The sequence below is a fragment of the Achromobacter sp. 18P8.1.1 genome, assembly GCF_057799415.1.
In genome coordinates, this window is the sequence record NZ_JBYOKH010000022.1 from 26,100 (window position 1) to 52,770 (window position 26,671).

Consider the following 26,671-nt stretch of genomic DNA (forward strand, 5'->3'; position numbering starts at 1 on the left):
CTTGTGCCGGCCGGGCTGTTACACTCGGCACGGAGCAGCCTGTCCCCGGTATCGGCAATACGTACGGCGACCGGGGCTGGCCGCTGGCAGGTATGCCGGCCGCAAGGCTGGCAAGACGCGATGCTGCTGAGCCAGCAACGCGGTCCCCGCTGGCTGACGCTCACTTTGCAGCCATTGCCCACCGGGAGTACGGCCTTCACCAATAGCACAATCACCCTCACCGTCTGGCAGCGGACGTTGCGACCTGAGTCCTGGCGGCGCCTGTGCCTGCTGACGGGCACGGCGCGGCGCGCACAGCCGGCGGCACGCCTGCAGGAGGCGTCATGAGCGAGCGCGAAGTCGACGCGGAGCTGGTCGCGCGCGTTCAACGGGGCGACAAGAAGGCCTTCGATCTGCTGGTGCTGAAGTACCAGCGCAAGATCCTGCGCCTGCTGGCCCGGATGATCCGCGACCCCTCGGAAATCGAGGACGTGGCTCAGGAGGCCTTCATCAAGGCCTACCGGGCCCTGCCTCAATTCCGGGGCGAGAGCGCGTTCTACACCTGGTTGTATCGTATCGCCATCAATACGGCGCGTAACTGGCTGGCCTCGCAGGGCCGCCGGCCCAGCGCGCCAAATGCGATAGAAACGGAAGACGGTGAAACTTTTAACGAAACCGACAACCTAACCGATATAAGCACGCCGGAGTCCATGGTTGCCAGCCGCGAAATCGCCGAGACGGTGAACGCGGCCATCGAGGAATTGCCCGAAGAGTTGCGCACCGCAATTGTCCTGCGTGAAATCGAAGGTATGAGTTACGAAGACATCGCCCAGAGCATGGATTGCCCGATCGGTACGGTGCGCTCCCGCATTTTTCGTGCGCGCGAGGCCATCGCGACCAAATTGCGTCCATTGCTTGGCACCGATGCCGAGCGTCGCTGGTAAGGAGTGGCAGTCATGCAAACCGCAGCCAAGTCCGTTGAAATCGCCGAATCCTCCTGGGAGGAATCGGTTTCCGCCTGGATGGACGGAGAAGATTCCGACGATATTCTTCCCAGTCTGTTGTCCAAGGAAGGACGTCAGACCTGGGACACCTATCATTTGATCGGTGATTCCCTCCGTAATGCCGATCTGGCATTGACGCCCAGCGCCGCCTTCCAGTCCCGACTGGCGCGCGCGCTGGACGCCGAACTGCCGATCGTGGCGGCGCCCCGGCGCCGTTCGCCGTTGCGCTACGGGCTGTCGGGCCTGGCCGTGGCCGCCGCCGTGGCGACCGTCGCCTGGGTGGCCCAGCCGTACCTGACGGGCACGCCGGCGACCGAAGTCCGCGTGCTGGCCGACGCCAGCGGCACGCCTGCCTCCGCCGATGATGCGGGCTTGCGCGACTACCTGGAGGCCCATCGCCAGATGGCCGGCCCCAGTGCGGTGCGCCAAGTCTCGTTCGACGTCGGAGCGGGGCGTTGATGGCACTGGTGTTACCGACACGTTGGCCGCGCGCTGCTTCCTGGCACGCGCATCGCACTGGCTGGTTCGCCGCCACGCTTCTGACCGCTTTCCTGGCCGCGCACGAACCCGCGCGTGCCGCAGACCCTGCGCCGGCAACGGACGACGTGGTCCAGTTGCTGTCGCGCATCCAGCAGGCCGCGCGCAAGCAGGACTACGCGGGCGTCTTCATGTATCAGCAGGGCGAGATGATCCAGTCTTCGCGCCTGGTGCACGTCCTGGACGGCACCGGCGAGCGCGAACGGCTGGAAATCCTTGATGGCCAGCCACGGGAATACCTGCGGCACAACGAAGACGTGCAGTGCCTGATCCCCGAGCGCAAGACCGTGCTGGTCGAGCGTCGCCGCGGCGACCGTTTCCCGGGCTTGCTGCTGGGCGATCCGGCGAATCTGGCCGAACACTACAAGATCAGCACCGAACCCGCGTTGCATCGGGTGGCGGGCCGCGAATGCCGGCTGATCACGATCGAACCCCTGGACAAGCTGCGTTACGGCTACCGCCTGTGCGCCGACGTGGAAACCAATCTGCTGCTGAAGGCCCAGACCTTGAACGCCGCCCGCGGCGTCGTCGAGCAGGTGTCGTTCACGTCGCTGCGGCTGGGCTCCGAAGTCGATCCTCAATTGCTGACGTCGCGCTGGAGCACGCGCGACTGGAAGGTGCTTGAGCCGACGATGGCGCCCGTGGATCTGTCGGCCCAGGGGTGGCGCATCCCGGCGCCCAAGGGCTTCAAGGTGATCATGCAGGTGGCGCGCTCGATGGGGCGCGGCGCAACGGTGAGCCAGATGGTGTTGTCCGACGGCCTGGCGGCCATCTCGGTCTTCATCGAGCCCTATGACAGCCAGCGCGGGCATCATCCCCCGCATGGCGCCGCGCAGCGCGGGTCGATTACCGTCTACGGAACGCGCATTGCGGACTTCTGGCTGACGGCCGTGGGCGAAGTGCCCGTGGCGACGCTGGAACAACTGGCGGAAGCGACAGAGTATGTGCCCGCCGCACCTGCGGCAGCAGCGCCGGCACCCGCGGCGGCCGGGTCCAAGTGATCCATGCCCCGGGGCGGCTAGCAGCAATTTCGGAGTAACTTATGAAAGCAATGACGGTGTCGAACGCTTATTTCCGGCGCTTTCTGACGGTTGTGGCGGCAAGCGTGATGATGTCCGCCGCGTATGTCCCCGCTTCGGCGGCGCAGACGCCCACCGTGGCGTTGCCCGACTTCACGGGCATTGTTGAAAAGGCTGACCCCGCGGTCGTGAACATCCGCACCACGGCCACCGTGCCGGTGCGTGGCCCCGGCCCTGGTGGCGGCGGCGGCGACCCCTACGAATTGTTCCGCTGGTTCTTCGGCCCCGACTTCCAGCCCCCGGGCCCGGGCGGCCAATCCCCGACCCCGCGTCAGCGCCCGCAGCCTTCGCAGCCCGAAGAGCGCACCGTGCCGCGTGGCGTGGGCTCGGGCTTCTTCATTTCGGAAGACGGCTTCATCCTGACCAACAACCACGTGGTGGTCGATGCGACGGACATCTACGTCACGTTGACCGACGGCCGCGAGTTCAAGGCCAAGGTCATCGGCACCGACGAGCGCACGGACGTGGCGCTGATCAAGATCGAAGCCAAGGAAATGATCCCGCTGGTCATCGGCGACCCCAAGAAGTTGAAGAAAGGGCAGTGGGTGCTGGCCATCGGTTCGCCGTTCGGCCTGGATTCCACCGTGACCTCCGGCATCGTCAGCGCGATTGGCCGCGATACGGGCGAATACCTGCCGTTCATCCAGACCGACGTGGCCGTGAACCCCGGCAACTCGGGCGGCCCGCTGATCAACCTGGACGGCGAAGTCGTGGGCATCAACTCCCAGATCATTTCCCGCAGCGGCGGCTTCATGGGCATTTCGCTGGCCATCCCGATCGATGAAGCGATGCGGGTGGTGGACCAGTTGCGCGCCACGGGCAAGGTGACCCGCGGCCGTGTCGGCGTGCAGATCGGCGAAGTGGGCAAGGACGTGGCCGAAGCCATCGGCCTGCCCAAGGCAGAAGGCGCGCTGGTCAGCAGCGTGGAAGCCGAAGGCCCTGCCGAGCAAGCGGGCGTGCAGCCGGGCGACGTGATCCTGAAGTTCAACAACGAGCCGATCAAGCGCTGGTCCGACCTGCCGCGCATCGTGGGCGAAACCAAGCCGGGCACGCGCGCCGACATGGAAGTGTGGCGCAAGGGCAAGAGCCTGACGCTGTCGGTCAAGGTCGGTGAAATCCCGACCGAGAAGGCCGCGGCGGCGGGCAAGAAGCCGGCTCCGGCGCCTGAAGTCACCAACGCGCTGGGCCTGGGCGTGGTGGATGTGCCCGCCGACGTGCAGAAAAAGCTGCGCATCAAGGGCGGCGTCCAGGTGAAGGTCGCCGAAGGCGCGGCCGCCAAGGCGGGCCTGCAGGAAGGCGACATTGTGTTGGCCTTGAACGACACTGACGTCACCGGCGCCAAGCAATTCGCCGAACTGGTGGGCAAGCTGGACAAGGCCCGTGCCGCAGGTTTGCTGGTCCGCCGCGGCGATCAGACGCAGTGGGTGGCGGTTCCGGCCTCGAAGTAAAGCCCTGAGTGGGGTGCTTTTTGCCCCGGGGTGGCCCGGCGGCAGAAAAAAAACCCCAAGACCAGCTAAAATGGCTGGTTGCCGCAAGAGGGGGCGCCTGGCGCCCCCTCGTTTTTGCCCGGGTTATTGGCCGACCAGCAGCCTACCAGCAGCCAACCAGCAGCCCACCGGCGGCCCGCAGCACCCCTCACGTCAGCCGTGCGTACTCCGGCGGCGGTGTCTTCCGGCCATGTGCCGAGTGTTCCGTCCCTTATAATTTCAAGCATGCAGCATATTCGCAACTTCTCCATCATTGCCCACATCGATCATGGCAAATCGACCCTGGCCGATCGCCTGATCCAGCGCTGCGGTGGATTGGCGGATCGCGAAATGTCGGCGCAGGTGCTCGATTCCATGGAAATCGAACGCGAGCGCGGCATCACCATCAAGGCCCAGACCGCTGCCCTGCATTACAAGGCGAAGGATGGAAAGACCTACAACCTGAACCTGATCGACACCCCGGGGCACGTGGACTTCTCGTATGAAGTCAGCCGCTCGCTGTCGGCATGCGAAGGCGCGCTGCTGGTGGTGGATGCCTCCCAGGGCGTGGAAGCGCAGACGGTCGCCAACTGCTACACCGCCATCGAGCTGGGCGTGGAAGTGGTGCCGGTGCTGAACAAGATGGACCTGCCGCAGGCCGATCCGGACGGCGCGCGCCAGGAAGTCGAAGACGTGATCGGCATCGACGCCTCCGAGGCCGTGCTGGCCAGCGCCAAGACGGGCATGGGCATCGACGAGATCCTGGAAACCATCGTGGCCCGCGTGCCGGCGCCCAAGGGCGATCCCGACGCGCCGCTGCAAGCGCTGGTCATCGACTCGTGGTTCGACAACTACGTGGGCGTCGTCATGCTGGTGCGCATCATCAATGGCGTGCTCAAGCCCAAGGACAAGATCCTGCTGATGGCCTCCGGCGCCACCCACTTGTGCGAGCAGACCGGCGTGTTCACGCCGAAGTCGCAGCAGCGTCCGCATCTGTCGGCGGGCGAGGTGGGCTTCATCATCGCTGGCATCAAGCAGCTGGAAGACGCCAAGGTGGGCGATACGGTCACGCTGGCCAACAAGCCTGCCGCCAGCGCGCTGCCCGGCTTCAAGGAAGTCAAGCCGCAGGTGTTCGCCGGCCTGTATCCGGTGGAAAGCTCCGAATACGACCAGCTGCGCGATTCGCTCGACAAGTTGAAGCTGAACGACGCGGCGCTGATGTTCGAACCGGAAGTCTCGCAGGCGCTGGGCTTCGGCTTCCGCTGCGGCTTCCTGGGTCTCTTGCACATGGAAATCGTGCAGGAACGCCTGGAGCGCGAATTCGACATGGACATCATCACCACCGCGCCGTCGGTGGTGTATGAAGTCGAGCAGCGCGATGGCTCCGTGATCACCGTGGAAAGCCCGTCGCGCATGCCCGAAGTGGGCAAGATCCAGGACATCCGCGAGCCCATCGTGAAGGTCACGCTGTTCATGCCGCAGGACTACGTCGGTCCGGTCATGACGCTGTGCAACAACAAGCGCGGCTCGCAGGTCAACATGAGCTATCACGGCCGCCAGGTCCACCTGGTGTACGAGATCCCGCTGGCCGAGATCGTGCTGGACTTCTTCGACAAGCTGAAGTCGGTGTCGCGCGGCTATGCCTCGATGGACTACGAGTTCCTGGAATACCGCTCGGCCGACGTGGTGCGCGTGGACCTGCTGATCAACAACGACCGCGTGGACGCGCTGGCCGTGATTGTCCACCGCAGCAATGCGCGCCATCGCGCCCGCGACGTCGTGACCCGCATGCGCGGACTGATCCCGCGCCAGATGTTCGACGTGGTCATCCAGGCTGCCATCGGCGCGGAAATCATCGCGCGTGAAAACGTGAAGGCATTGCGCAAGAACGTGCTGGCCAAGTGCTACGGCGGCGACATCTCGCGCAAGAAGAAGCTGCTGGAAAAGCAGAAGGCCGGCAAGAAGCGCATGAAGCAGGTGGGTAGCGTGGAAATTCCGCAGGAGGCGTTCCTGGCCATCCTGCAAGTGGAAGACAAGTAGAACCAAAAGAAGGCGGTTAGCTGATGAGTTGGAACTTTGCCCTGATCCTGTTTGTTCTGCTGGTCCTGACCGGCATTATCTGGGTGCTTGATCTGGCGGTGCTGCGACGGGGTCGCGAAGCCCGCGCGCAAGCGGCAATGGCGCAGTACGACGCGGCCCTGGTCGGAGACGCTCAGGAAGCCGAACGCCTGCGCCGCGAAGCCGGTGATGCCGCGCGGCGCGTGCCGTGGTGGATCGAGTACGCCGTCAGCTTCTTTCCCGTCATCCTGTTCGTCTTCATGCTGCGTTCGTTCGTGGTGGAGCCGTTCCGGATCCCGTCGGGTTCGATGCTGCCCACGCTGCAGTCCGGCGACCTGATCCTGGTGAACAAGTTCAGCTACGGCTTGCGCCTGCCCGTGATCGACAAAAAGGTCGTCGAGGTCGGCAAGCCGCAGCGCGGCGACGTTTTCGTGTTCCGCTACCCGGTGGATCCGGACGTGGACTACATCAAGCGCGTGGTCGGCCTGCCGGGCGACGAGATCGCCTACTTGGACAAAAAACTGTACGTGAACGGCGAATTGGTGCCGCATGTACGCGACGGCGACTATTTTGAGCCGGACCGTGTCTCGTATATCGCACAATATAAAGAGAAGTTGGGCGACGTTGAGCACAAAATCCTGCTTGATGAGAACAAGCCGCAGGATTATTCGCCGATGTGGCAATTTCCCAACCGGGAAAACTGCCAATACAGCCGCAATGGGGTACGCTGCAAAGTACCTGAAGGCAGTTATTTCGCCATGGGCGATAATCGGGACAACAGCGCAGACAGCCGATACTGGGGCTTCGTACCTGAATCCAATATCGTCGGACGCGCGTTCTTCATCTGGATGAATTTCAGCGATCTCAGCCGCATTGGCCGGTTCAACTGATTATGTCGCTAGCCACGCTAGAAAACCGCCTGGATCACCACTTCGGTGATCCAGCCTTGCTTGAACAGGCACTGACGCATCGCAGTCATGGTGCGCGCCATAACGAGCGATTGGAATTCCTTGGGGATTCCGTGCTGAACTTCGTCGTTGCGGCCATGCTGTTCGAGCGGTATTCCAAAATCGATGAAGGCGATCTGTCGCGGCTGCGGGCCAATCTGGTCAAGCAGGCCTCGCTGGCGGATATCGCGCAGCGCCTGGAACTGTCGCAATACCTGCGCCTGGGCGAAGGTGAATTGAAGAGCGGCGGATTCCGCCGGCCATCCATTCTTGCGGACACGGTCGAGGCGCTGTTCGGCGCCGTCTTCCTGGACGCGGGATTTGATGCCGCCCGTCGCGTGATCGTGCGCCAGTACCAGCCGGTACTGGCCTCGGTCGACCCCAAAACGCTGGGCAAGGACGCCAAGACCTTGCTGCAGGAATTCCTGCAAGGCCGCAAGCTGGCGCTGCCGTTGTACACGGTGGTGGCCACGCATGGCGCGGCCCACAGCCAGCAGTTCGAAGTCGAGTGTGCCATCCCGGCGCTCGAGATCAAGGTTATGGCGCCCGGCGCCAGCCGCCGCGCCGCCGAGCAATCGGCGGCCAAGCTGGCGTTGGAGGCCGCGTTGGCCATCAGCCCGGCGACCAAGGCTGCCCGCAAGTCGGGCAAGGCGCGCAAAACCGCGCAATTGTCGCTGCCCGTGGCAGTGGCTCAAGAGACTAAATGAGCGATACCCCTTTTCGTACCGGCTTCGTTGCCATCGTTGGCCGCCCCAATGTGGGCAAGTCCACGCTGACGAACGCCCTGATCGGTTCCAAGATCTCCATCGTGTCGCGCAAGGCGCAGACCACGCGCCATCGCATCCATGGCGTACTGACGCGCGAGCACGAGCAGTTCGTGTTTGTCGATACCCCGGGTTTCCAGACGCGCCATGGCGGCGCGATGAACCGCATGATGAACCGCGTCGTGACGCAGGCGCTGGCCGACGTCGACGTGGTGGTGCATGTGGTGGAAGCCGGTAAATGGTCGGAAGGCGACGCCAAGCTGCTGCCGCTGTTGCCGAACCCCGAGCGCACCATCCTCGTCGTCTCCAAGATCGACGCGCTGAAGAACCGCGACGACCTGTTCGCCTTCGTGGCCAAGATCATGGCGCTGCATCCGTTCGGCGCCGTGGTGCCCGTCAGCGCCACCAAGAACCAGCAGCTGGATCAGCTGCTGCAAGAGATCGCGACCCGCCTGCCGGAAGGCGAGGCGATGTTCGAAGAAGACACGCTGACCGACCGCCCCATGCGCTTCATCGCCGCCGAACTGGTGCGCGAGAAGATCTTCCGCCTGGTGGGCGACGAACTGCCCTACGGCTGTACCGTCGTCATCGAGCAATGGGAAGAGACCAGCAAGGGCGCCAGCATCAATGCCTGCGTCGTGGTCGAACGCGACAGCCACAAGCCCATCTTGCTGGGCACGGGCGGCATGCACATGAAGCGTATTGCCACGGAGGCGCGGCAGGACATCGCCAAGCTGCTGGACAAGCCCGTGCACCTTGAGGTCTACATCAAGGTGCGCAAGGGCTGGTCCGACCGCGAGAGTGCGCTCCGCGATCTGGGCTATGAGTAGACGGGCGCCTCGCGTCCAGGATCGCCCGGGGTTTATGCTGCACGCCACCGCGTGGCGTGAGACTTCCCTTATTGTTCAGACGTTCTCCCGCGATCATGGCTGTGTGGCCATGGTCGCCAAGGGCGCCAAGCGCCCGTATTCCGTTTTGCGTCCCGTGTTGTCGGCCTTTCAGCCCCTGCTGCTGTCCTGGACCGGCAATGGCGAGGTCAAGACCCTGACCCGCGCCGAGATTGCCGGCATCCGTCCGCTGACGGGCACCGCCTTGATGTCGGCCTGGTACATGAACGAACTGCTCCTGCGTTTGCTTCCGCGCGAGGACGCCCACCCCCTGCTTTTCGATGCCTACGACATGGCCTTGCAGCAGCTATCCAACGGAACCCGTGCCGCAGGCGCCCTGCGCCGGTTCGAATGGACCTTGCTGCGCGAAACCGGTTATGGCGTGGATGAAGACGCGCCCGACTTCGAAGACCCTGTGATCGAGCCCGCGCTGCGCCGCGACTTGCGCGAGCGCCTGGCCGAAATCCTGGCTGGCCGTCCGCTGTCCACCCGCCGCGTGCTGATGGATCTGCAACGCATCTGAGCGCGCGGCGCCCCGACCATGACCTTCACGCTAAAGCAGGTCGAAACCTTTCGCACCGTCTACGAGACGGAAAGCGTCACTGCCGCTGCCCGGCGGCTGGACGTGTCGCCCGCGACGGTCAGCGCCACCTTGGCGGCGCTTGAAGCCAGCATCGAGCTGCGACTGTTCGAGCGGGTGCGCCAGCGCATGCAGCGCACGCCGGAAGCCACGCTGCTGTACGAGGAAATTCGCCGCTTGAACGTCGGCCTGGAAAGCCTCGGACGCAAGATCCGCGCGATCCGCGGGGCGGCCCAGCCCAGGCTGCGCATCGGTTGCATCCATGCCTACAGCGGCGCGGTCGTCAGCGACGCGATCTCGCGTTTCCGCACGCGCTACCCCGATACGCCCTTGTATCTGCAGATCCGCGATTCCAATACCTTGCGTGACATGGTGGTGTCGGGCGAGCTCGACCTGGCCGTGGTGGCCGACGAGTCGGAGCTGGAAGGGCTGCGCGGCCACCGGCTGGCCAGCTTGCGGGCGGTCGCCGTCTTTCCGGCGGCGAATGGGCTGGCGCGCCTGGAGCAGGTGGATTTTCCGCATCTGATTGATCTGGACATGATCGTCCTGAATGCGGAGGACGGCTCACGCAAGCGGCTGGATTCCCTGCTGCGCGAGGCGGGGCTGAGCTTGCGAGTGGCGATTGAAACCCCGTACTCCACTACGGTCTGCCAACTGGCGCTGGCAGGGCATGGCGTGGGCATCGCCAACCCCGCGACGGCAGTGGGCATGGAGGCCGCAGGCTTGTGTTATCGCCCGCTGACGGCCCCCGTGCATTTCGAATGCCACATGATCCTGCATGGCAGCCGGCCCTTGTCCGAGGCCGGCAAATTCTGGGCGACCTGCCTGCGCGGCGCGCTGGCCCCGCTGGTGGACCGCTTCGGCGTTTAGGGCACAGGCCGGGCCAAACCAGACTTCGCGCGGGCTCAGCCGCGGCGTCCGTCGGACGTCACCATCAGCACCACCGATGATTCCGCATCCAGCACGCCCGAACGCCTGAGCCGGGACACGGCTGCCAGCGCGGCGGCCGAAGACAGTTCCGTGCTGAGCCCTCGGCGCTCAAGCCGTTGCTGCGCCTGGGCAGCGGCGGCGTCGGAGACCTCGATCGGCGTACCACCGGAGCGGGACAGGGCCTCCAGCGATTGCAGCGTGCATGTGCCGCCTGCGATGGAGTACTGGTCCGTTATGCCTTCCCACAGGCCGCGCGCATCGCCTGCGGCGCGGGCGCGCGACAGGCGGGCGTAGGGTTCGACCGCGTGCAGGCGCGGCAGGCGCGCGATACGTCCGCTGTCCAGCAGGTGCTGCCAGCCCAGGAAGATTCCCCACAACAAGTCGCCACGTGCCGTGGGCACGATGATGTCGGTGGGCGCGCCGCAGGCGTCCAGGATCTCCTGGGCGATCGGCTTGTAGCCTTCCACGCCGTAGGGGTGCGTGCCGACCGGGGGATTCAGGTAGTTGGTGCCCGCGAATGCGCCGTGGTTGCGGCACAGGTCCGACACGTACGGCCAGCGGGCCAGGCTGTCCTCGAAGGCGCTGAGCTTGGCGCCGAAGCGCTGCATGGCCTCGCGCTGCAGGGGCGGGCAGTTGCGGGTGATGGCGATATCGGCCTGCAATCCGGCCGCCGCGCAATAGGCGGCCAGCGAAACGCCGGCGTTGCCGCTGGAAGCTGCCGCCACGCGGGTTGCGCCCGCCAGGCGTGCGCGTGACACCAATTGGGCCGCCATACGGTCCTTGTGGCTGCCGGTGGGATTGGCGCTTTCGCATTTGAGCCAAAGCTGCCCGACGCCTTCCGCACGCGCCAGGTCCATGGCTTCCAGGGTCGGCGTGCCGCCTTCACCCAACGTGATGGGCGCCAGCACGGGCAAGGGAATGGCGCTGTTCTCGTCAGCGGGGTCGTAGCAACACTCCAGGGTCGCGGGATGGCCCGTCGCCAGGCAGCTTGGGCAGCCTTCGGGATAGTCGTCGGGCGACCACAGGCTCGCGCAGCGGATGCAACGCAGGGCGGACAATCTCGGGTTCATCAGCATGGGTCAATACTTCGAGGCAAGGGAGTCCAGGGGGAGGGCGGGCGCGACTTGCAGGAGGCAGTCGCCGTCGTCGCTGCGGGCGATGGCGCGCAGGCAGACGATCGTGCCCGCCTGGGGGCTGAGCAAGGGGCGCAGGGGCGTATCGGGGCGAGCCGGTTCGATCAGGCGTCCGATTCGCTGGCCGGCTGTGACCGATTGCCCCAATTCAACGCCGGGCACGAACACGCCGGGTTCGCCCGCGCGTAGCGTGGCGGCGGGCGCATCCAGGTCATAGAGCCGGATGTTCGGATGACGTGGCAGGGGAAGGTCCGACAGCAAGCCCAGTTCACCCAGACAACCCAGCAGGCCATCGCGGCACCGGTCGGCCAGGTTGCTACTGGTTTCCCTGCCGCCGCCGATCTCGGCGCTCAGGCGCAAGACGCCATGGCGGCTGGCCGCGGCGGGCAGGGAGCCCGCTTCGTTGCCGCGGAAGAACACGCAATGCGGCAGGCCGAAGGCGCGCGCCAGGGCGGGCAGGCGTTCGTCGTAGGCGTCGTCGCCGTAGCGCGTGATGACCGATGACGGCAGGTAGCGCAGCGATGCGCCGCCGCTGTGCACGTCCACCATGGCCTGCACGCGAGGCAGCAGCCGGGCTTCCAGCGCGGCCGCCACGCTTTCGGTGTAGCCGCGCGCCGGCGCGCCCAAAAAGGCGCGGTTCAGGTTGCCGCCGTCGGCGGGCGACAGCCGCGTGCCGGCCAGCGAGGCCTCGGCATTGACGGCGGGCAGCAGGTAGACCGTACCGCGTTGCAGAACGACCGGCAGGTGGTGCCACAAGTCCAGGATGGCCGCCTGGCCTTCCCATTCATCGCCATGCACGCCGGCGATCAGCGCAACGGCGGGCCCGGGACCCGCCTCGATCCGCAACATGGGGATCGTGATGCGGCGATAGGCCGATTCGTTGGTGGCGGCGGCGACGGAGAAATCCTCTCGGCTCACGCTGACCATGCGGCGGCTCCAGTATCTGTGTTCATCGAGGTCAATCCAGCGTGGCGGCCTTGATGATGCTTTCCCATTTGGGCAGTTCCTTGCGAATCTGGGTCTGGACGTCCTGGGGCGTGCCGCCCAGCGGTTCCTGGGAACGGCTGCGCAATTCCTTCTCGACGTTCTCCGAGCGCAGCGCCTGGTTCAGCGCGGCATTCAGGCGGGCAACGGCGGCGGGCGGGGTGCCGGCGGGCGCGATCAGCGCGCTCCAGGCGGACTGCTCGTAATCGGGATAGCCCTGTTCGGCCACCGTGGGCACGTCGGGGTTGGAGGCCGCGCGGGCTTTGGTCGTGACGGCGAGTGCGCGCAGGCGCCCGTCCTTCAGGTTGCCGATCAAGGGCGGCAGGTTCTCCATCATGGCGTCGACGTGGCCGCCCAGCAGGTCCGACAGTTGTGCGGCCGTCGCCTTGTAGGGAATCTGGCGAACGGCGGCGCCGGTCTGGGCAATGAAAAGTTTCACGCCCACTTCGCTGGTCGTGCCGGGATCCGCCGATGTCATGGTCAGGCGGTCGGGCTGGGCGCGGCTGGCGTCGATGAAGCTCTTGAGGTCGCGATAGGGCGAGGCGGCATTCACCACGATCACGTTCGGGGTTTCGGCCACCAGGCCGATGGGCGTCACGTCGCGGTCCAGGTTGTAGAGCTGTTGCTTGAACAGGAACCGGTGCAGCACCAGCGTGCCGACGTGGGCATAGCCGATGGTGTAGCCGTCGGCCGGGGCGCGCACTACGGCCTGGGTGCCGATGCGGCCGCCTGCGCCGACGCGGTTTTCCACCACCACGGGCTGGCCAAGCTGGCGGCTCATTTCCTGGCCGATCAGGCGAGCGGTGATGTCCGCGTTGCCCCCGGCGGCGGCCGGCACGATCAGTGTGATCGCGCGCTCGGGATAGTCGGCTTGCGCGGAAGGGGCGGCAAGGCAAAGCAACAGGGCGGCAAGGCAGGCAGTGCGTTTCATGACGATTCCCGAGGCGTTGAGAGCTGCGCCATTGTGGGGGCGCCGCCGGGAGAATCCGTTTGCCTTGATCAGATGGATGTTCAGTAAAAACTAATGGTCGTCGGGCTTGCGCGCGTCGGCCTGCTTACCCAGGCCGTAGCCCACGGCGGCCGCGCCCAGGGCGACCGCCGCACCCAGCAGCGCGATCAGCGCCGCGCCATAGCCCAGCATGTCGACGCCCGCCTTGACCCACCCGCTGGCCGCGTCTCCGCCGCGGTAGACCACGGTGTCGATGACGCTCTTGGTCTTGTACTTGTCTTCGGGGGGCACCGCCGTGAACAGCATTTCGCGCCCGGGCCGGATCAGGGCGTATTCCCCGGCGCGGCGCAGGATCATCGCGGCCGCCAGCACCCCGAACACAGGAAACGCGGCCAGCGCCAGGAACGACAGGCCCACGGCCAGGGGCACCGCCGTCAACAGGAAGCGTAGGCCGAGGCGGGCGGCGACCCGGCCCGTGATGAAGACCTGCGACAACAGCGCCAGCGTCTGGACGGTGAAATCCAGCGCGCTGAAGACGCGGATGCGTTGGGCCGTGTCGGCAAACGTGTCGGCCACCAGCCGCGCCTGCTCCATGTACAAAAACGTATTGAGGGTGGCCAGCAGCACGACCAGCAAGGAAATGCCCAGCAGGTAGCGCGAGCGGAAAATGCGCGAAATGCCGGCCAGGACGGTGCCTTCGATGGGATGCCGCATGTCCTCCAGGCCGGTTTCAGTGCGCGTGGCGGCGCGCCAGCGCAGCAGCCATTGTTTGAGCGGCAGCGTGGCCGTTAGCAATAGCGCCGACAAGAGGAGCAGTCCGGCCGGCCCCAGGCTGCCCGCCAGCAAGGCGCCCAGCAACGGGCCGCACAGCCCGCCCGCGCTGGCGCCCGCGGCGATCAACGCGAACAGGCGTTTGGCCGATTCCATGCGGAACACGTCGGCCATCAGGCTCCAGGCGATAGAGACCACGAACAGGTTGAACACGGACAGCCAGACGTAGAACGCGCGTGCCGCCCAGATGCTGTCTGGCCGCAGATGAAGCAGGGCGGCGAAGCCCGCCATGGTCAGGGCGAAGACGCTGTAGACCCAGGTCAGCAGGGTGGCGCGCGGCACGCGTGCCGAGAGCCAGCCGAACAGCGGCACCACGGCCAGCGTGGCGACGAAGGTGGCGGTGAATAGCCATTGCAGCTGGTTCACGCCCGCCTGGATGCCCATGGTCTCGCGGATCGGCCGCAGCATGAAATAGCCGCAGAACAGGAAGAAGAAAAAGGCGAAACCGCAGGCGGCAGGCGCGATTTCCTCGCCGTGGATGCCCAGCGCCCGCGCCGCGCGTTCGCGCAGGGAGGAGGGGGCGGCGGCAGCCATGGCGCTAGACCAGCAAGGCGGCGATGCGTTCGCGCAGGGCGGCGTCCGGCAGGCGCCCGAACCCGGCCCGCGCGTTGTCGACCATGTTGGCGGGTTTTGACGTGGCGGGGATGACGGCCGTGACGGCCGGATGGCCGATGACGAATTTCAGGAAAATCTGCGCCCAGCTCGTGCAGTCGATCTCGGCGGCGAGTGCCGGCAGGGCGCGGCCCTTGACCTGCCGGAACAGCGCGCCGTCCTGGAACGGGCGGTTGATCAGCACCGCGACGCCGTTGGCCTGGCAGGCGGGCAGCAGGCGCTTTTCAGCATTGCGCGCGCCCACCGACAGATTGACCTGAAGGAAGTCGGGCTTTTCGCGTTCGACCAGTTCGGTCAGTTCGTCGTGCGCGGAGTCGGTGTAGTGCGTGATCCCGATGTGGCGGGTGACGCCTTGCTGCTTGAGTTCGCGCAGCAGCGCCAGTTGGTTGCGGGTGTCGATCAGGTTGTGCACCTGGATCAGATCGAGTTTGTCGCTGCCCAGTTGCTTTTGCGACTGCCGCACCTGGTTCATGGCGGATTCGCGGCCCTGGGCCCCGATCTTGGTCGCCAGGAAATACCGGTCACGCATGCCACCGTGCCGGGCCAGCAGCGAGCCGACAACCGCTTCGGCCTGCCCATAGCTGGGGGCGGTATCGATGAGGAAGCCCCCTTCCTGGGTGAAGATGTCCAGCACTTGCGCCAGCGGCTCCATCGCCGCCGTGTCGCCGGGCGAAACGTTGAAGGTGTCTGCCGTACCCAGGCCGATGACGGGGATCAGGTCGCCCGAGGCGGGGATGGCGCGGCTTAGCATGGACTGTTTGACGCTGAGCGCGCGGGCCGTGCCGGCGGATCCCAGCAAGGCGGCGCAGGCGGCGGTCTGAAGAAATCGGCGGCGGTCGTGCATGACGAGGGGCGCTCCAAAGAAAAAAGGCCTACACGCGAATGTAGGCCTTTTGCAGGGGTCTTTCGACCGGTGCTTACTCGCGGTTGCCGCCGAAGATGCCCAGCAGCATCAGCAGGTTCGAGAAGACGTTGTAGACGTCCAGGTAGATGGCCAGCGTGGCGGACACGTAGTTGGTTTCGCCGCCGTTGACTACGCGTTGCAGGTCAACCAGCATGAAGGCCGAGAAGACCAGGATGGCCATGACCGAGATGGTCAGCATCAGCGCGGGCAGTTGCAGGAAGATGTTCGCCAGCGCGGCGATCAGGATGACCACGGCGCCGATGAACAGGAACTTCTGCATCCCGGACAGATCGCGCTTGATGGTCGTGGCCAGCGTGGCCATCGTGCCGAACACGATTGCCGTGCCGCCGAAGGCCGTCATGACCAGTTGCGAGCCGTTGCTGAAGCCCATCACGAAGCCGAGCAGGCGCGACAGCATGACGCCCATGAAGAACGTGAAGGCCAGCAGCAGCACCACGCCCATCGAGTTGTTCTTGTTCTTCTCGATGGCGAACATCAAGCCGAACGCGCCCACCAGGAACACGATGGCGGACAGGCCGGGGCTTGCGCCCATGACGCGGTTGATGCCGGTGTAGAGGCCGACAGCGGCGCCCAGGACCGTGGGGATCAGCGACAGCGCCAAGAGCCAGTAGGTGTTGCGCAGGACCTGGTTGCGAGCGACCTCGCCCGGCGCGCCGGCAACTGCACCGGAACGGTTAAAAGGGGACGGACGATATTCGTTCATGGAGAACTCCTGTGTACGGCAAAAATAGTGATTGCCTAGAAGGCTTAGATGGGAAGGATACCTTACAGTTCCCTGAAGAATCCAGTTTTTGGAAGATTTAGACCGGTTGCCGGACGCCCGCCGCCAGCCGGTTCAACCCGGCCTGACATCTTTCAGCACACGGGCAACGATACCCGGTAATTCGGCATCCATGCGGCTTTGAATCTGCTCGATGGCTTGCGCCAGCGCCTGGCGCATCAATTGCTCGACCTCGGCCTGCAGGCGGGCCGTCAGGACGGTGGGATCGGGCAGGGCAGCCACAGCTGCCTCGGCTTGCGCCTGGGCGTCGGCTTCGGCCTCCTGCTCGTGGGCAACCTCGGTCAAGAGGGGAAACGCATCGTCGTCGAACGCAGGATCGGCGTCATCGGCCAATTCCGTGAGCAAGGGCGCGTCCGCCTCGTCGCCCGGCAGGGGGTAGAGCGTCGGCTCGGCTCGCTGGGTCAGGGTGGGGATGCCGGGATCGTTGGGGCGAGTAGGCATGGGGGCTTTCCGAATATCGATGGGCGGGGCGGCAGGGCCCGCCAGGGCGGGCAGGGCGTTCAGTCGCCGGACGGCTGGCGGCTGAGGTCGTGGCTTTGCGGCGTATGGCCGGCGTTCAGGTAGACGCGCCAGCGTTGGCGCGCCGCCTGCTTGTCGTCAGGGTCATCCGACACGATTTCAAGCAGGCGCTCGAAGGCGTCAAAGCTCGGCGGGCACTCGTTGTCCAGATTCAGCAACCAGGGCAAGGGCTGGTCGCCGCCATCCGCCGGCCGCGCCGCCTGCGCGGCTTGCTGCGGGTCGCCTGCCGTCAGCACCACCGGCGTTTCAGGCGCCAGCGGGTCATTGGCCAGCACGTGCGGCACGAACGACGTATCGTCGAACGCCCACAGCATGCGGTCAAAAGCAGCTAGGCGGGAACCGTCTCTACAGTACACCACCAGCCGTTGGCCGGCCAGGACGCGCTTGCGCACGACCTGGCAAGCCGTGCGCAGGCGGTCGGGCGCGCCGAAGGCGAAATCGATCCGCGTCATGCCCGGTTCCGTTGCAAGCGCTTCAAACCTGGTCCAGCAGGTATTGCATCAGCAGGGGCACGGGGCGGCCAGTGGCGCCCTTGTCCTTGCCGCCGCGCCAGGCAGTGCCGGCGATGTCCAGGTGGGCCCAGCGGTAGGCCTTGGCGAAGCGCGACAGGAAGCAAGCCGCGGTGACCGCGCCGGCCGGGGGGCCGCCGATGTTGGCCAGGTCGGCGAAGTTGGACTTCAGCTGTTCCTGGTAGGCGTCGTCCATCGGCATGCGCCAGGCGGTGTCCAACGACTGGCGGCCGGCGGCGGTCAGCGCGTCAGCCAGGGCGTCGTCCTTGGAGAACAGGCCGCTGTTGACGTTGCCCAGCGCCACGACGCAAGCGCCGGTCAGCGTGGCGATGTCGATGACGGCGGACGGCTTGAAGCGTTCGGCGTAGGTCAGGGCGTCGCACAGGACCAGGCGGCCCTCGGCGTCGGTGTTCAGGATTTCGATGGTCAGGCCCGCCATGCTGGTGACGACGTCGCCAGGCTTGTTGGCCGTGCCGCTGGGCAGGTTCTCGCAAGCCGGGATCAGGCCGACGACATCCAGCGGCAGTTCCAGTTCGGCCAGGGCGCGGAACGAGCCCAGCACGCTGGCGGCGCCGCACATGTCGTACTTCATTTCGTCCATGGTGGCAGCGGGCTTGAGCGAGATGCCGCCCGCATCGAACGTGATGCCCTTGCCGACCAGCACGATCGGGCCCTGGGCGGCGCGCGCGCCCTTCTTGGCGGCGGCCTTGGCGCCGGCGTGGCGCAGCACGATGAAGCGCAGCGGTTCAGCGGAGCCGCGCGCGACGGACAGGAACGAGCCCATGCCCAGCGCTTCGACCTGCTTCTTGTCCAGCACTTCCACCTTCAGCGACTTGAATTCGCGGGCCAGGCGCTTGGCCGTGTCGCCCAGGTAGGTGGGGGTGCAGAGGTTGCCGGGCAGGTTGCCCAGCGTGCGGGTCAGTTCCATGCCGTTGGCGATGGCGCTGCCTTCGCGCAGGCCCTTCTGGACCTGGGCGGCTTCGGCGCGCTCGACGATCTGGACGATCTTCTTCAACTTGGGGCGCGCGTCGCGGTCGGGTTTGCCGAAGCTGGCGTCGTAGTGGTAAGTGGCGTTGCCGGCCGCGATGGCGGCGCTGCGGGCGCGGGCGATGACGGCCACGTCCGTGACGGGGTTGGCCACCAGCGTGGACACGCCTTCAGTCAGTTGGGCGGCGACGCAGACCGAGGCGAAAGCCTGTTCGGCCGACGCGTGGGCGCGTGCCGAGTATTCGTCCTGCTTGCCCAGGCCCACCAGCACCACGCGCTGCGCGGTCACGCCGGGCAGCGCGCGCAAGGTCAGGGTGGAACCGGCGCGGCCGCGGAACTCGGCCTTGACCACCGCCCGCACGGCGCCGTTGGAGGCGCGGTCGATGATGTCGGCGGCGGGGCTCAACACGCCATCCGCGTATACGCCGACAGCCAGGGCGGCGGTTTTGACTTGGTGCAGGGAAGCAGTGGTCTGTGTGCTAAATTCCATGAGGGTTTCCCGTGTGCGTCTGTGTATGATGCGGTCGATTATCCCGCATATTCTCCCATGTCTCTATTTAAACGCTCTGTCGTCAGCGAGATCACCAGTCACGCTGGCGTTGTCTTTTCCACGTTGCTCGTCGTGTGGCTCAGCGTGCTTCTTGTGCGCCTGCTCGGTGAAGCCGCGGGCGGCAACATCGGAGCCGACGTCGTGCTGGTGCTGGCCGCGCTGTCGACCATCACCGCCTTGCCGACCATTCTGGCCGTCTCCGTGTTCATCGCGGTGCTGACGACGGTCACGCGCAACTACCGCGAATCCGAAATGGTGGTGTGGTTCGCCAGCGGCCTGTCGCTGGCCGACTGGTTAAGGCCCGTGCTGCGGGTGGCCATCCCCATCGCCTTGGCGGTGGCCGGGTTGACGCTGGTGGCCGCGCCCTGGGCATACCGCCAGATCGGCGAATACCACGAACGCTTCGAGCAACGCTCGGACCTGTCCAAGGTCACGGCGGGACAGTTCGCGGAATCTTCCGGCGGCAACCGCGTGTTCTTCTCGGAAGACCCCGCCACGCCGTCCGACGAACTGGGCAACGTGTTCGCGCGCGAGATCGGGCCGGAATGGCTGAGCGTGCTGACCGCAAGCAGCGCGCACAGCGAAACCTTGCCCAACGGCGACCGCTTCCTGGTGCTGGGCGAAGGCCATCGCTATGACCTGAAACCGGGCACACCCGAAATCCGGCTGGTCCACTTCGACAAGTACGGCCTGCGCCTGGAAAGCAAGGCCGGCGGCGATCCCATCGCTGAAGCTCGTGCCGCCGCCGAGCGTTCGGCCAAGGCCCGCACCACGATGCAGTTGATGGCGGACAACACCGACAGCAGCTGGTCGCAAGTGATGTGGCGGGTGTCGCTGCCGCTGGCCGCGCTGAACCTGGCGCTGCTGGCCATTCCGCTGGGGGCGGTGAACCCGCGCCTGGGCCGTTCGGGCGACCTGCTGATCGCGGGCCTGGTCGGGTTGCTCTATATGAACCTGATCAACCTGTCGCGCGCCTGGATTTCCAACGGCAAGCTCAGCTTCGGCGTCGGGGTGTGGGCCATCCACGGGGTGGTGGCCTTGCTGACCGTGTTCCTGCTCATGCGCCGCCTGCGGGTGAAGGCGCCCAAGAACAGCGCGCCGGCATAGCGGAGACGGGGCCCTGGCCCCGCTTTACTCCGTGCCCGTGCCACCCGTTACGGCAGGTATTTCATCATGCCGCGCTTGCCGGCCAGAAGGTCGGCATTCTTCAATACCGATTTGCGGATGAACTCCCAGAGGACCGTCACGCGCTTGAGCTTGCGCAGGTCTTCGTGGCAGTACATCCAGAACGAACGCGTGATCTCCACCTCGTTCTCCAGCACGGGTTTCAGCCGCGGATCCTGCGCGGCGATGAAGCAAGGCAGGATCGCCAGCGACTGGCCCTGCAAGGCGGCGTGGTATTGCGCCACCACGCTCGTGCTGCGTAGCACCACCTTGCTGGCCGGCAGCAAGTCCTCCAGATAGCGCAGGCGTTCACTGAACAGCAGTTCGTCCACGTAGCCGATGAAGGTATGGTCGGCCAGGTCCGCGCGGCTTGTGATCGGCGGGTGGCGCGCCAGATAGCCCGGCGTGCCATAAAGCCGCAAGGTGTAGTCGCACAGCTTGCTGCAGACGTAGGGGCCGCGCTGCGGGCGTTCGATGGTGATGGCCAGGTCCGCCTCGCGCTTGGACAGGCTGACAAAGCGCGGCACCGGCAGGATGTCCAGCGTGATATGCGGATAGCGCCGCTGGAAATCGGCCGCCAGCGGCGTCAGCACATAGCTGCCGAACCCTTCAGTTGCGCCGATGCGCAGGTGGCCCGACAGGGCCTGGCCGATGCCCGACAGGTTCTCGCGGGCGGTGTGCACCGTGCTTTCCATCTGTTCGGCGTGCACGAACAGGCGTTGGCCGTCGTCAGTCAGTACAAATCCCGCGCTGCGGGATTTCTCGAACAGCAGGGTGTCGAGCTCGGTTTCCAGTGCCCGGATGCGTCGCGACACCGTGGTGTGTTCGACCCCGAGCTTGCGTGCCGCCGCGCTGACCCGCTGGGTGCGGGCCACTTCCAGGAAATATCGCAGGCTGTCCCAATCAAGCACGTTCCGGCTCTCCAGGCGCCTCGCGCCAACCGGCGGGAGGCACAAATATTGATTGTGCATGAATGCACAAGGAATGTGCATTTCTAGTGTTGCTTGTTGATTTTCACACATCTACACTGGGTCGGCAGGCCTCGGGGCATTGCCCTGGGGTCGCAGGCCGCACAGACGGCGCATAACGCTAAAAATCAGCGCATAACACTCAGGAGACAAATCCATGAAATTGCACGCACGCGGGCTGGCCGCAGGCTTGTGTCTGGGCGCATTGTTGGTGAGCCAAGCGCAAGCGGCGGATAAGCCGCCAGTGAAGATCGGCATTCTGACGGATATGTCCGGCACCTACGCCGGCATGGGGGGCGCGGGTTCCGTGGCGGCGGCGCAGTTGGCCATCGACGACTGCCTGGCGGCGGAATGCAAGGGCATGAAGATCGAACTGGTGTCCGCCGACAATCAGAACAAGGCGGACGTGGGGGCGGCGAAAGCGCGCGAATGGTTCGACCGCGACGGCGTGACCGCGATCGCCGACCTGACCAATTCCGCGGTGGCGCTGGCAGTGCAAGGCATTGCGCGCGAGAAGAACAAGGTCGTGATGTTCTCTGGCCCGGCCACGACGGCGCTGACCAACAAGGAATGCTCGCCTGTTGGTTTCCACTGGATGTTCGACACCTATTCGCAGTCCGCGGGCGGCGCCAAGGCCACCGTGCGGGCGGGCGGCAAGTCCTGGTACTTCATCACCGTCGACTACGCCTTCGGCCATTCGCTGGAAGCGGACACGGCCAAGGCGGTGCAGGCGCTGGGCGGGACGGTTGCCGGCAGCGTGCGCCACCCGTTGAACGCGCCTGATTTCGCGTCCTACCTGCTGCAGGCGCAAAGCTCCAAGGCGCAGGTCGTGGCGCTGGCGAACGGCGGCCAGGACACGGTCAATGCGGTCAAGCAGGCGCGCGAATTCGGCATCGTGGCCGGCGGGCAGCGCCTGGTGTCGCTCTTGATCTTCCTGTCGGACCTGCGTGCGCTCGGCCTGGAAAGTGCCCAAGGCCTGTCCTATGTGGACGGCTTCTATTGGGATTACGACGATGCGTCGCGCCAATGGTCGTCGCGTTTCGAGAAGGCCTTCCGCGGCCTGAAGCCCACGATGACGCAGGCCGGCGTGTATTCCAGCGTGCTGCACTACCTGCGTTCGGCGGCGGCAGCCGGCAGCACCGACGGCAAGGTGGTGGCGGACAAGATGCGCGAGCTGCCCATCAAGGACCCGATCATGCGCAATGCGTCGATCCGTCCCGACGGCCGCGTCATCCATGACATGTACCTGTACGAAGTGAAGAAGCCCGCGGAATCCAAGGGCGGCTGGGACTATTCCAAGCTGGTGGCCACCATCCCGGCCGCCGAAGCGTTCCAGCCCCTGGCCGATTCGACCTGCTCGCTGGTGAAGAAATAACCCCTTGCGCGCCGGCCGGGCCCTTGCCCGGCGGCGCGCCGCAAGATTCATGAACGCGGATTCCATCCGCATCGACTACGCAGTGTGAGGAGCATCAAATGAGTGAAGTCCCCCGCGTTCCGCTATTGATCGGCGGCAAGCTTGTGCAGTCCAAATCCACCGAATGGCGAGACGTGATCAACCCCGCCACCCAGGAGGTCGTGGCCAAGGTGCCCTTCGCGACGCGCGAAGAACTGGACCTGGCCGTCTCCAACGCCAAGGAAGCTTTCAAGACCTGGCGCAACAGCGGGCAGGGCACGCGGATGCGCGTCATGCTGAAGTTCCAGGAACTGCTGCGCGCCAACACCGGCAAGCTGGCCGAGATGATCACCCGCGAACACGGCAAGACTCTGCCGGATGCCGAGGGCGAGATCGGGCGCGGCCTGGAAGTGGTCGAGCACGCATGCTCGATCGCCAACCTGCAGTTGGGCGAGTACGCCGAGAATGCCGCTTCAGGCATCGACGTCTACACCCTGATCCAGCCGCTGGGCGTGTGCGCGGGCATCACCGCATTCAACTTCCCGGTGATGTTGCCGTGCTTCATGTTCCCGATTGCTGTCGCCTGCGGCAACAGCTTCGTGCTCAAGCCCTCTGAACAGGATCCGACTGCGTCGCTGTTCCTGGCCCAGCTGGCGCTGGAAGCCGGCCTGCCGCCGGGCGTGCTGAACGTGGTGCATGGCGGCCCGGATACCGCCAACGGCCTGTGCGAACACCCCGACATCAAGGCGGTGTCGTTCATCGGTTCGACCCGCGTGGGCACCGAGATCTACAACCGCGCTTCGGCGGCCGGCAAGCGCTGCCAGTCGATGATGGGCGCCAAGAACCACTGCGTGATCCTGCCGGACGCCGATCCGGAAGTCGCGCTGAACCAGTTGGTCGGCGCCGCATTCGGCGCGGCGGGCCAGCGTTGCATGGCCTCGTCCGTGGCCGTGCTGGTGGGCGACGCCCGCAACTGGCTGCCCGACTTCGTCGAGCGCTCGAAGAAGCTGAAAGTGAATTCCGGCACCGACCGCGAAGCCGACCTGGGCCCGCTGGTTTCGCCCAACGCCAAGAAACGCGTCGAAAGCCTGATCCAGAAGGGCGTGGACGAAGGCGCCAAGCTGCTGCTGGACGGCCGCAATCTGAAGGTGTCGGGCTTTGAGCAAGGCAACTTCGTGGGCCCCACGATTTTCGACGGCGTGGACGAAAACATGACCATCTACACCGAAGAAATCTTCGGGCCGGTCCTGTGCTGCGTGGGCGTGGAAACGCTGGAAGACGCGGTGGCGTTCATCAACCGCAACCCCAACGGCAACGGCGTGGCGCTGTTCACCCAGGACGGCGGCGCGGCGCGCTACTTCCAGAACAACATCGACGTCGGCCAGGTAGGCATCAACGTGCCGATTCCCGTGCCGGTGGCGTGGTTCAGCTTCACGGGTTCGCGCGGCTCCAAGCTGGGCGACCTGGGCCCCAACGGCAAGCAGGCAGTCCAGTTCTGGACGCAGACCAAGACGGTCACCGCCCGCTGGTCGGCTCACGCCAAGACCGTGAACACCACGATCTCGATGCGCTGAAACAGGGACGCCTTGCTCCTAAGCTTATATAAATAAGTCATATAACAAGGCGTCCTTATTACTTATAATTGGCCCATCTATTAGGGGCCAATTAATGAACCTCCAGCAATTTCGTTTTGTGCGTGAAACCATCCGGCGCGACTTCAACCTGACTGAAGCCGCCCGGATGCTCTATACCTCGCAGCCTGGAGTCTCCAAGGCCATCATCGAGTTCGAAGACGAACTCGGCATCAAGATCTTCGAACGCCACGGGAAGCGTATCAAGGGCTTGACCAAGCCCGGCCTGGCGGTCTCGCAGGTGATCGACCGCATCATGCGCGAAGTCGACAACCTGAAGAAGGTCAGCGACGAGTTCGCGCGCCGCGACGAAGGCGGCCTGGTGATCGCGTGCACGCACACCCAGGCGCGTTACCTGCTGCCGCGTGTGATCCCGGCATTCCGCAAGCAATTCCCGAAGGTGCATCTGTCGCTGGCTGAAGGCAGCCCCGCGCAATTGGCCGAGATGGTGCTGCACGAGCAGGCCGACCTGGCGCTGGCGACCGAATCCCTTGCGCTGACGCCGGGCCTGGCGACGTTGCCGGTGTATGCCTGGGAGCACACCGTCGTGGTGCGCCCCGACCATCCGCTGGCGGAACTGACTTCCAGCGCCGCCAAGCGCCTGTCGCTGACGCAACTGGCGGAATACCCCATCGTCACCTACGACCGCGCGTTCACGGGCCGCAGCACGATCGACGAAGTCTTCGCCAACCAGGGCATCCATCCGGACATCGTGCTGGAAGCCATCGACGCCGACGTGATCAAGACCTACGTGGACGTCGGCCTGGGCATCGGCATCATCGCCGGCGTGGCTTATGACCCGCGCCGCGACTCCAACCTGGTGGGTCTGCCGGTGGGGCACTTGTTCGGCACGCACACGACCCGCGTGGGCGTGAAATCGGGCGTATTCCTGCGTGATTACGTCTACACGTTCCTGGAAATGCTGGCGCCGTCGCTGACCCGGGCGGTGGTGACCGAAGCCGTGCAGGGCGCGCCGAAGTAGGGCGGCCAGGACGGTCTCGGCCTATAGCAAAAAAAGCGCGGCATTCCTGGAATGCCGCGCTTTTTCTTTTGGGCCCGGCGGCGCTGACTCGCCGGAAAGCCGCGAGTTCCCTGGCTGATAGCAAATCTCGCTATCCCCTTCGTGAAGCTCATTAATATTATTAAATAAGAACCGATCTCATTTGAGTTGACTAAAAAATAGGAATCATTATCATTACATCCAGGCTCAACGACCAGTGAGGTTCATCATGACGGCAGGACTCAGTGCAGTAGTGGTTGGCGCAGATCGACTGGGCAACATCCCGGATCTGCTGAAAGGACACAATATTTCGATCACGCACCACATCAGTGGCCGCGATCCTTCGCATCAGAAGAAAACGCTTCAACTTCCGTCGGGCACGCAGCTGGTCATCCTGCTGACCGACTTCCTGGGGCACAACGTCATGAAGACCTTCCGCAACGCCGCGCAGCGCGGCGGCATCCGGGTCGTGGCTTGTCGCCGTTCGGTATGCAGCATGCAGCAGGCCCTGCAGCAATGCGGCCTGTGCCCGCGCGCAGGCACCGTGCACTGATTTCCGGTTGCCGCTGGAACACAAGAACTGGGGAGGCCGAAACGGCCTGCGGCTTGGCACATGAATCCCCAAGCCGCGAAGAGCAAGAAAAAACGCCGTCAGACTGAAGTCTGACGGCGTTTTGCTTTTGGGGGATGGCGCCGGGCAACCTGCTTATGCGAGGATGCCGGAAACCGAATTCAATTCGCGGCGCGGGCGGACGCCATCAGGCTGTTGTCCAGGCGGCGGGCGCCGTTGTAGCGCTTGGTCCAGTAGGCCATCGTCATGCTTTCGACGCGGACGACGCCACCGGCGCTGGGCGAGTGCACGAAGCGGTCGTCGCCCAGGTAGATGCCCACGTGCGAATAGCGGCGGCCCATCGTGTTGAAGAAGACCAGATCGCCGGCCTTGAGTTCGTTCTTGGCGACGGAGACGCCTTGCTGGGCGATTTCGGCGGCGTTGCGGGGCAGCTTCAGGCCCAGCGAGCGCTCGGCGGAATAGGCGACCAGGCCGCTGCAATCGAATCCGGTATCGGGGGAACTGCCGCCGAAGCGGTAGCGGATGCCCAGGTAGTTGAGGGCTTCGCTGACCATGGCGTTGTCGCTGTTGGTGCCAGTGTGGTTCTGCTGGCGGTCGCGCTTGAATTTGTGCGTGACCAGCATGCCGATGGGGTCATCGGCGGTGGCGACCCACTCCATTTCGTACGGATCAATCTCGGACGTATGGGCGGTTGACTTCTGGCCAGTGCCGGCACAACCTGCCAAACCCGCCACACATGCCATTAACGCGAGCGTACGCAGACCGCGGTACGCTTGGCCAGTGGATGAATTGAATCGCGCGAGTATGGAGTGTCGATGCATTCGCCTGGGATGACTTGCCGAGATGACAGCAAAAACCACGGGATTAGCCGTGGATCGAGCCGAGATGTCAGCAAAATCAACAATTATCTACAACTTCGCGGGCATTCTACCA

At 65.2% G+C, this 26,671-nt stretch carries 26 protein-coding genes; 15 read left to right on the plus strand and 11 right to left on the minus strand.

Annotation, left to right across the window (positions count from 1 at the left end; translation table 11 throughout):
* Positions 1 to 323: 323 nt before the first annotated feature.
* The 10 genes from rpoE (at position 324) to AC27VE_RS15615 (ending at position 10,171) form a co-directional block, all read left to right on the plus strand.
* A complete protein-coding gene (rpoE, locus tag AC27VE_RS15570; RefSeq protein ID WP_006223829.1) occupies positions 324 to 923 on the plus strand; it encodes an RNA polymerase sigma factor RpoE in 600 nt (199 codons plus the stop codon).
* A 12-nt stretch (positions 924 to 935) separates the two neighbouring features.
* Positions 936 to 1,442 (plus strand): sigma-E factor negative regulatory protein, encoded by a 507-nt coding sequence (locus tag AC27VE_RS15575; protein ID WP_280025587.1) that lies wholly within the window; start codon positions 936 to 938, stop codon positions 1,440 to 1,442.
* A complete protein-coding gene (locus AC27VE_RS15580; protein WP_488704375.1) occupies positions 1,442 to 2,521 on the plus strand; it encodes a MucB/RseB C-terminal domain-containing protein in 1,080 nt (359 codons plus the stop codon). The genes AC27VE_RS15575 and AC27VE_RS15580 overlap by 1 nt, the downstream gene beginning before the upstream one ends.
* A gap of 107 nt (positions 2,522 to 2,628) precedes the next feature.
* Positions 2,629 to 4,047 carry a DegQ family serine endoprotease gene (locus AC27VE_RS15585; protein WP_488704396.1) on the plus strand — a complete coding sequence of 473 codons (1,419 nt, stop codon included), beginning with the start codon at positions 2,629 to 2,631 and terminating at the stop codon, positions 4,045 to 4,047.
* A gap of 264 nt (positions 4,048 to 4,311) precedes the next feature.
* The gene (gene lepA, locus AC27VE_RS15590; protein ID WP_315132366.1) at positions 4,312 to 6,105 is read left to right on the plus strand and encodes a translation elongation factor 4; all 1,794 of its coding nucleotides are present in this window, start codon (positions 4,312 to 4,314) and stop codon (positions 6,103 to 6,105) included.
* A 23-nt stretch (positions 6,106 to 6,128) separates the two neighbouring features.
* The gene (lepB, locus tag AC27VE_RS15595) at positions 6,129 to 7,013 is read left to right on the plus strand and encodes a signal peptidase I (RefSeq protein WP_315132364.1); all 885 of its coding nucleotides are present in this window, start codon (positions 6,129 to 6,131) and stop codon (positions 7,011 to 7,013) included.
* Between the two features lie 2 nt (positions 7,014 to 7,015).
* On the plus strand, positions 7,016 to 7,777 hold the full coding sequence (gene rnc, locus AC27VE_RS15600) for a ribonuclease III (protein WP_035212790.1): 762 nt from the start codon (positions 7,016 to 7,018) through the stop codon (positions 7,775 to 7,777).
* Complete coding sequence (gene era / locus AC27VE_RS15605; RefSeq protein ID WP_315132361.1) at positions 7,774 to 8,664, plus strand: GTPase Era; 891 nt, start codon at positions 7,774 to 7,776, stop codon at positions 8,662 to 8,664. The genes rnc and era overlap by 4 nt, the downstream gene beginning before the upstream one ends.
* Positions 8,657 to 9,244, plus strand: coding sequence for a DNA repair protein RecO (gene recO / locus AC27VE_RS15610; RefSeq protein WP_310032924.1), 588 nt, complete (start codon positions 8,657 to 8,659; stop codon positions 9,242 to 9,244). Before era ends, recO begins: the two co-directional genes overlap by 8 nt.
* 18 nt (positions 9,245 to 9,262) lie before the next feature.
* Complete coding sequence (locus AC27VE_RS15615; RefSeq protein WP_488704376.1) at positions 9,263 to 10,171, plus strand: LysR family transcriptional regulator; 909 nt, start codon at positions 9,263 to 9,265, stop codon at positions 10,169 to 10,171.
* Positions 10,172 to 10,206: 35 nt separating this feature from the next.
* Here AC27VE_RS15615 and AC27VE_RS15620 read toward each other — a convergent pair whose 3' ends face one another.
* The 9 genes from AC27VE_RS15620 to AC27VE_RS15660 form a co-directional block, all read right to left on the minus strand.
* Complete coding sequence (locus AC27VE_RS15620; protein WP_488704377.1) at positions 10,207 to 11,307, minus strand: pyridoxal-phosphate dependent enzyme; 1,101 nt, start codon at positions 11,305 to 11,307, stop codon at positions 10,207 to 10,209.
* Between the two features lie 3 nt (positions 11,308 to 11,310).
* Complete coding sequence (locus AC27VE_RS15625) at positions 11,311 to 12,291, minus strand: M14 family metallopeptidase (RefSeq protein ID WP_488704378.1); 981 nt, start codon at positions 12,289 to 12,291, stop codon at positions 11,311 to 11,313.
* A 31-nt stretch (positions 12,292 to 12,322) separates the two neighbouring features.
* The gene (locus AC27VE_RS15630) at positions 12,323 to 13,279 is read right to left on the minus strand and encodes a Bug family tripartite tricarboxylate transporter substrate binding protein (protein ID WP_427957231.1); all 957 of its coding nucleotides are present in this window, start codon (positions 13,277 to 13,279) and stop codon (positions 12,323 to 12,325) included.
* Between the two features lie 90 nt (positions 13,280 to 13,369).
* Entirely contained in the window at positions 13,370 to 14,662 is a 1,293-nt protein-coding gene (locus AC27VE_RS15635) for an NTP/NDP exchange transporter (RefSeq protein WP_488704379.1), read from the minus strand.
* A gap of 4 nt (positions 14,663 to 14,666) precedes the next feature.
* On the minus strand, positions 14,667 to 15,584 hold the full coding sequence (locus AC27VE_RS15640; protein WP_488704380.1) for an aldo/keto reductase: 918 nt from the start codon (positions 15,582 to 15,584) through the stop codon (positions 14,667 to 14,669).
* 73 nt (positions 15,585 to 15,657) lie between these two features.
* The gene (locus AC27VE_RS15645) at positions 15,658 to 16,368 is read right to left on the minus strand and encodes a Bax inhibitor-1/YccA family protein (RefSeq protein WP_006223844.1); all 711 of its coding nucleotides are present in this window, start codon (positions 16,366 to 16,368) and stop codon (positions 15,658 to 15,660) included.
* 132 nt (positions 16,369 to 16,500) lie between these two features.
* On the minus strand, positions 16,501 to 16,887 hold the full coding sequence (locus AC27VE_RS15650; RefSeq protein ID WP_488704381.1) for a hypothetical protein: 387 nt from the start codon (positions 16,885 to 16,887) through the stop codon (positions 16,501 to 16,503).
* A 59-nt stretch (positions 16,888 to 16,946) separates the two neighbouring features.
* The gene (locus AC27VE_RS15655; protein WP_488704382.1) at positions 16,947 to 17,417 is read right to left on the minus strand and encodes a DNA polymerase III subunit chi; all 471 of its coding nucleotides are present in this window, start codon (positions 17,415 to 17,417) and stop codon (positions 16,947 to 16,949) included.
* 22 nt (positions 17,418 to 17,439) lie between these two features.
* The gene (locus AC27VE_RS15660; RefSeq protein WP_488704383.1) at positions 17,440 to 18,951 is read right to left on the minus strand and encodes a leucyl aminopeptidase; all 1,512 of its coding nucleotides are present in this window, start codon (positions 18,949 to 18,951) and stop codon (positions 17,440 to 17,442) included.
* A gap of 57 nt (positions 18,952 to 19,008) precedes the next feature.
* On the opposite strand from AC27VE_RS15660, the gene lptF reads away from it, so the two are divergent.
* On the plus strand, positions 19,009 to 20,118 hold the full coding sequence (gene lptF, locus AC27VE_RS15665; RefSeq protein WP_088587995.1) for an LPS export ABC transporter permease LptF: 1,110 nt from the start codon (positions 19,009 to 19,011) through the stop codon (positions 20,116 to 20,118).
* 47 nt (positions 20,119 to 20,165) lie between these two features.
* Here lptF and AC27VE_RS15670 read toward each other — a convergent pair whose 3' ends face one another.
* Positions 20,166 to 21,086, minus strand: coding sequence for a LysR family transcriptional regulator (locus AC27VE_RS15670; RefSeq protein WP_488704384.1), 921 nt, complete (start codon positions 21,084 to 21,086; stop codon positions 20,166 to 20,168).
* Between the two features lie 214 nt (positions 21,087 to 21,300).
* On the opposite strand from AC27VE_RS15670, the gene AC27VE_RS15675 reads away from it, so the two are divergent.
* From AC27VE_RS15675 to AC27VE_RS15690, 4 genes are all read left to right on the plus strand, one after another.
* The gene (locus tag AC27VE_RS15675) at positions 21,301 to 22,518 is read left to right on the plus strand and encodes an ABC transporter substrate-binding protein (protein ID WP_006223850.1); all 1,218 of its coding nucleotides are present in this window, start codon (positions 21,301 to 21,303) and stop codon (positions 22,516 to 22,518) included.
* 98 nt (positions 22,519 to 22,616) lie between these two features.
* A complete protein-coding gene (locus AC27VE_RS15680; protein ID WP_006223851.1) occupies positions 22,617 to 24,110 on the plus strand; it encodes a CoA-acylating methylmalonate-semialdehyde dehydrogenase in 1,494 nt (497 codons plus the stop codon).
* 94 nt (positions 24,111 to 24,204) lie between these two features.
* The gene (locus AC27VE_RS15685) at positions 24,205 to 25,149 is read left to right on the plus strand and encodes a CysB family HTH-type transcriptional regulator (RefSeq protein ID WP_006223852.1); all 945 of its coding nucleotides are present in this window, start codon (positions 24,205 to 24,207) and stop codon (positions 25,147 to 25,149) included.
* 247 nt (positions 25,150 to 25,396) lie between these two features.
* Positions 25,397 to 25,720, plus strand: coding sequence for a DUF2325 domain-containing protein (locus AC27VE_RS15690; RefSeq protein ID WP_035212827.1), 324 nt, complete (start codon positions 25,397 to 25,399; stop codon positions 25,718 to 25,720).
* A 179-nt stretch (positions 25,721 to 25,899) separates the two neighbouring features.
* Here the strand turns inward: AC27VE_RS15690 and AC27VE_RS15695 are convergent, their stop codons facing one another.
* Positions 25,900 to 26,559: a C40 family peptidase gene (locus AC27VE_RS15695; RefSeq protein ID WP_035212792.1), complete on the minus strand. Its 660-nt coding sequence runs from the start codon at positions 26,557 to 26,559 to the stop codon at positions 25,900 to 25,902.
* Positions 26,560 to 26,671 lie beyond the last annotated feature (112 nt).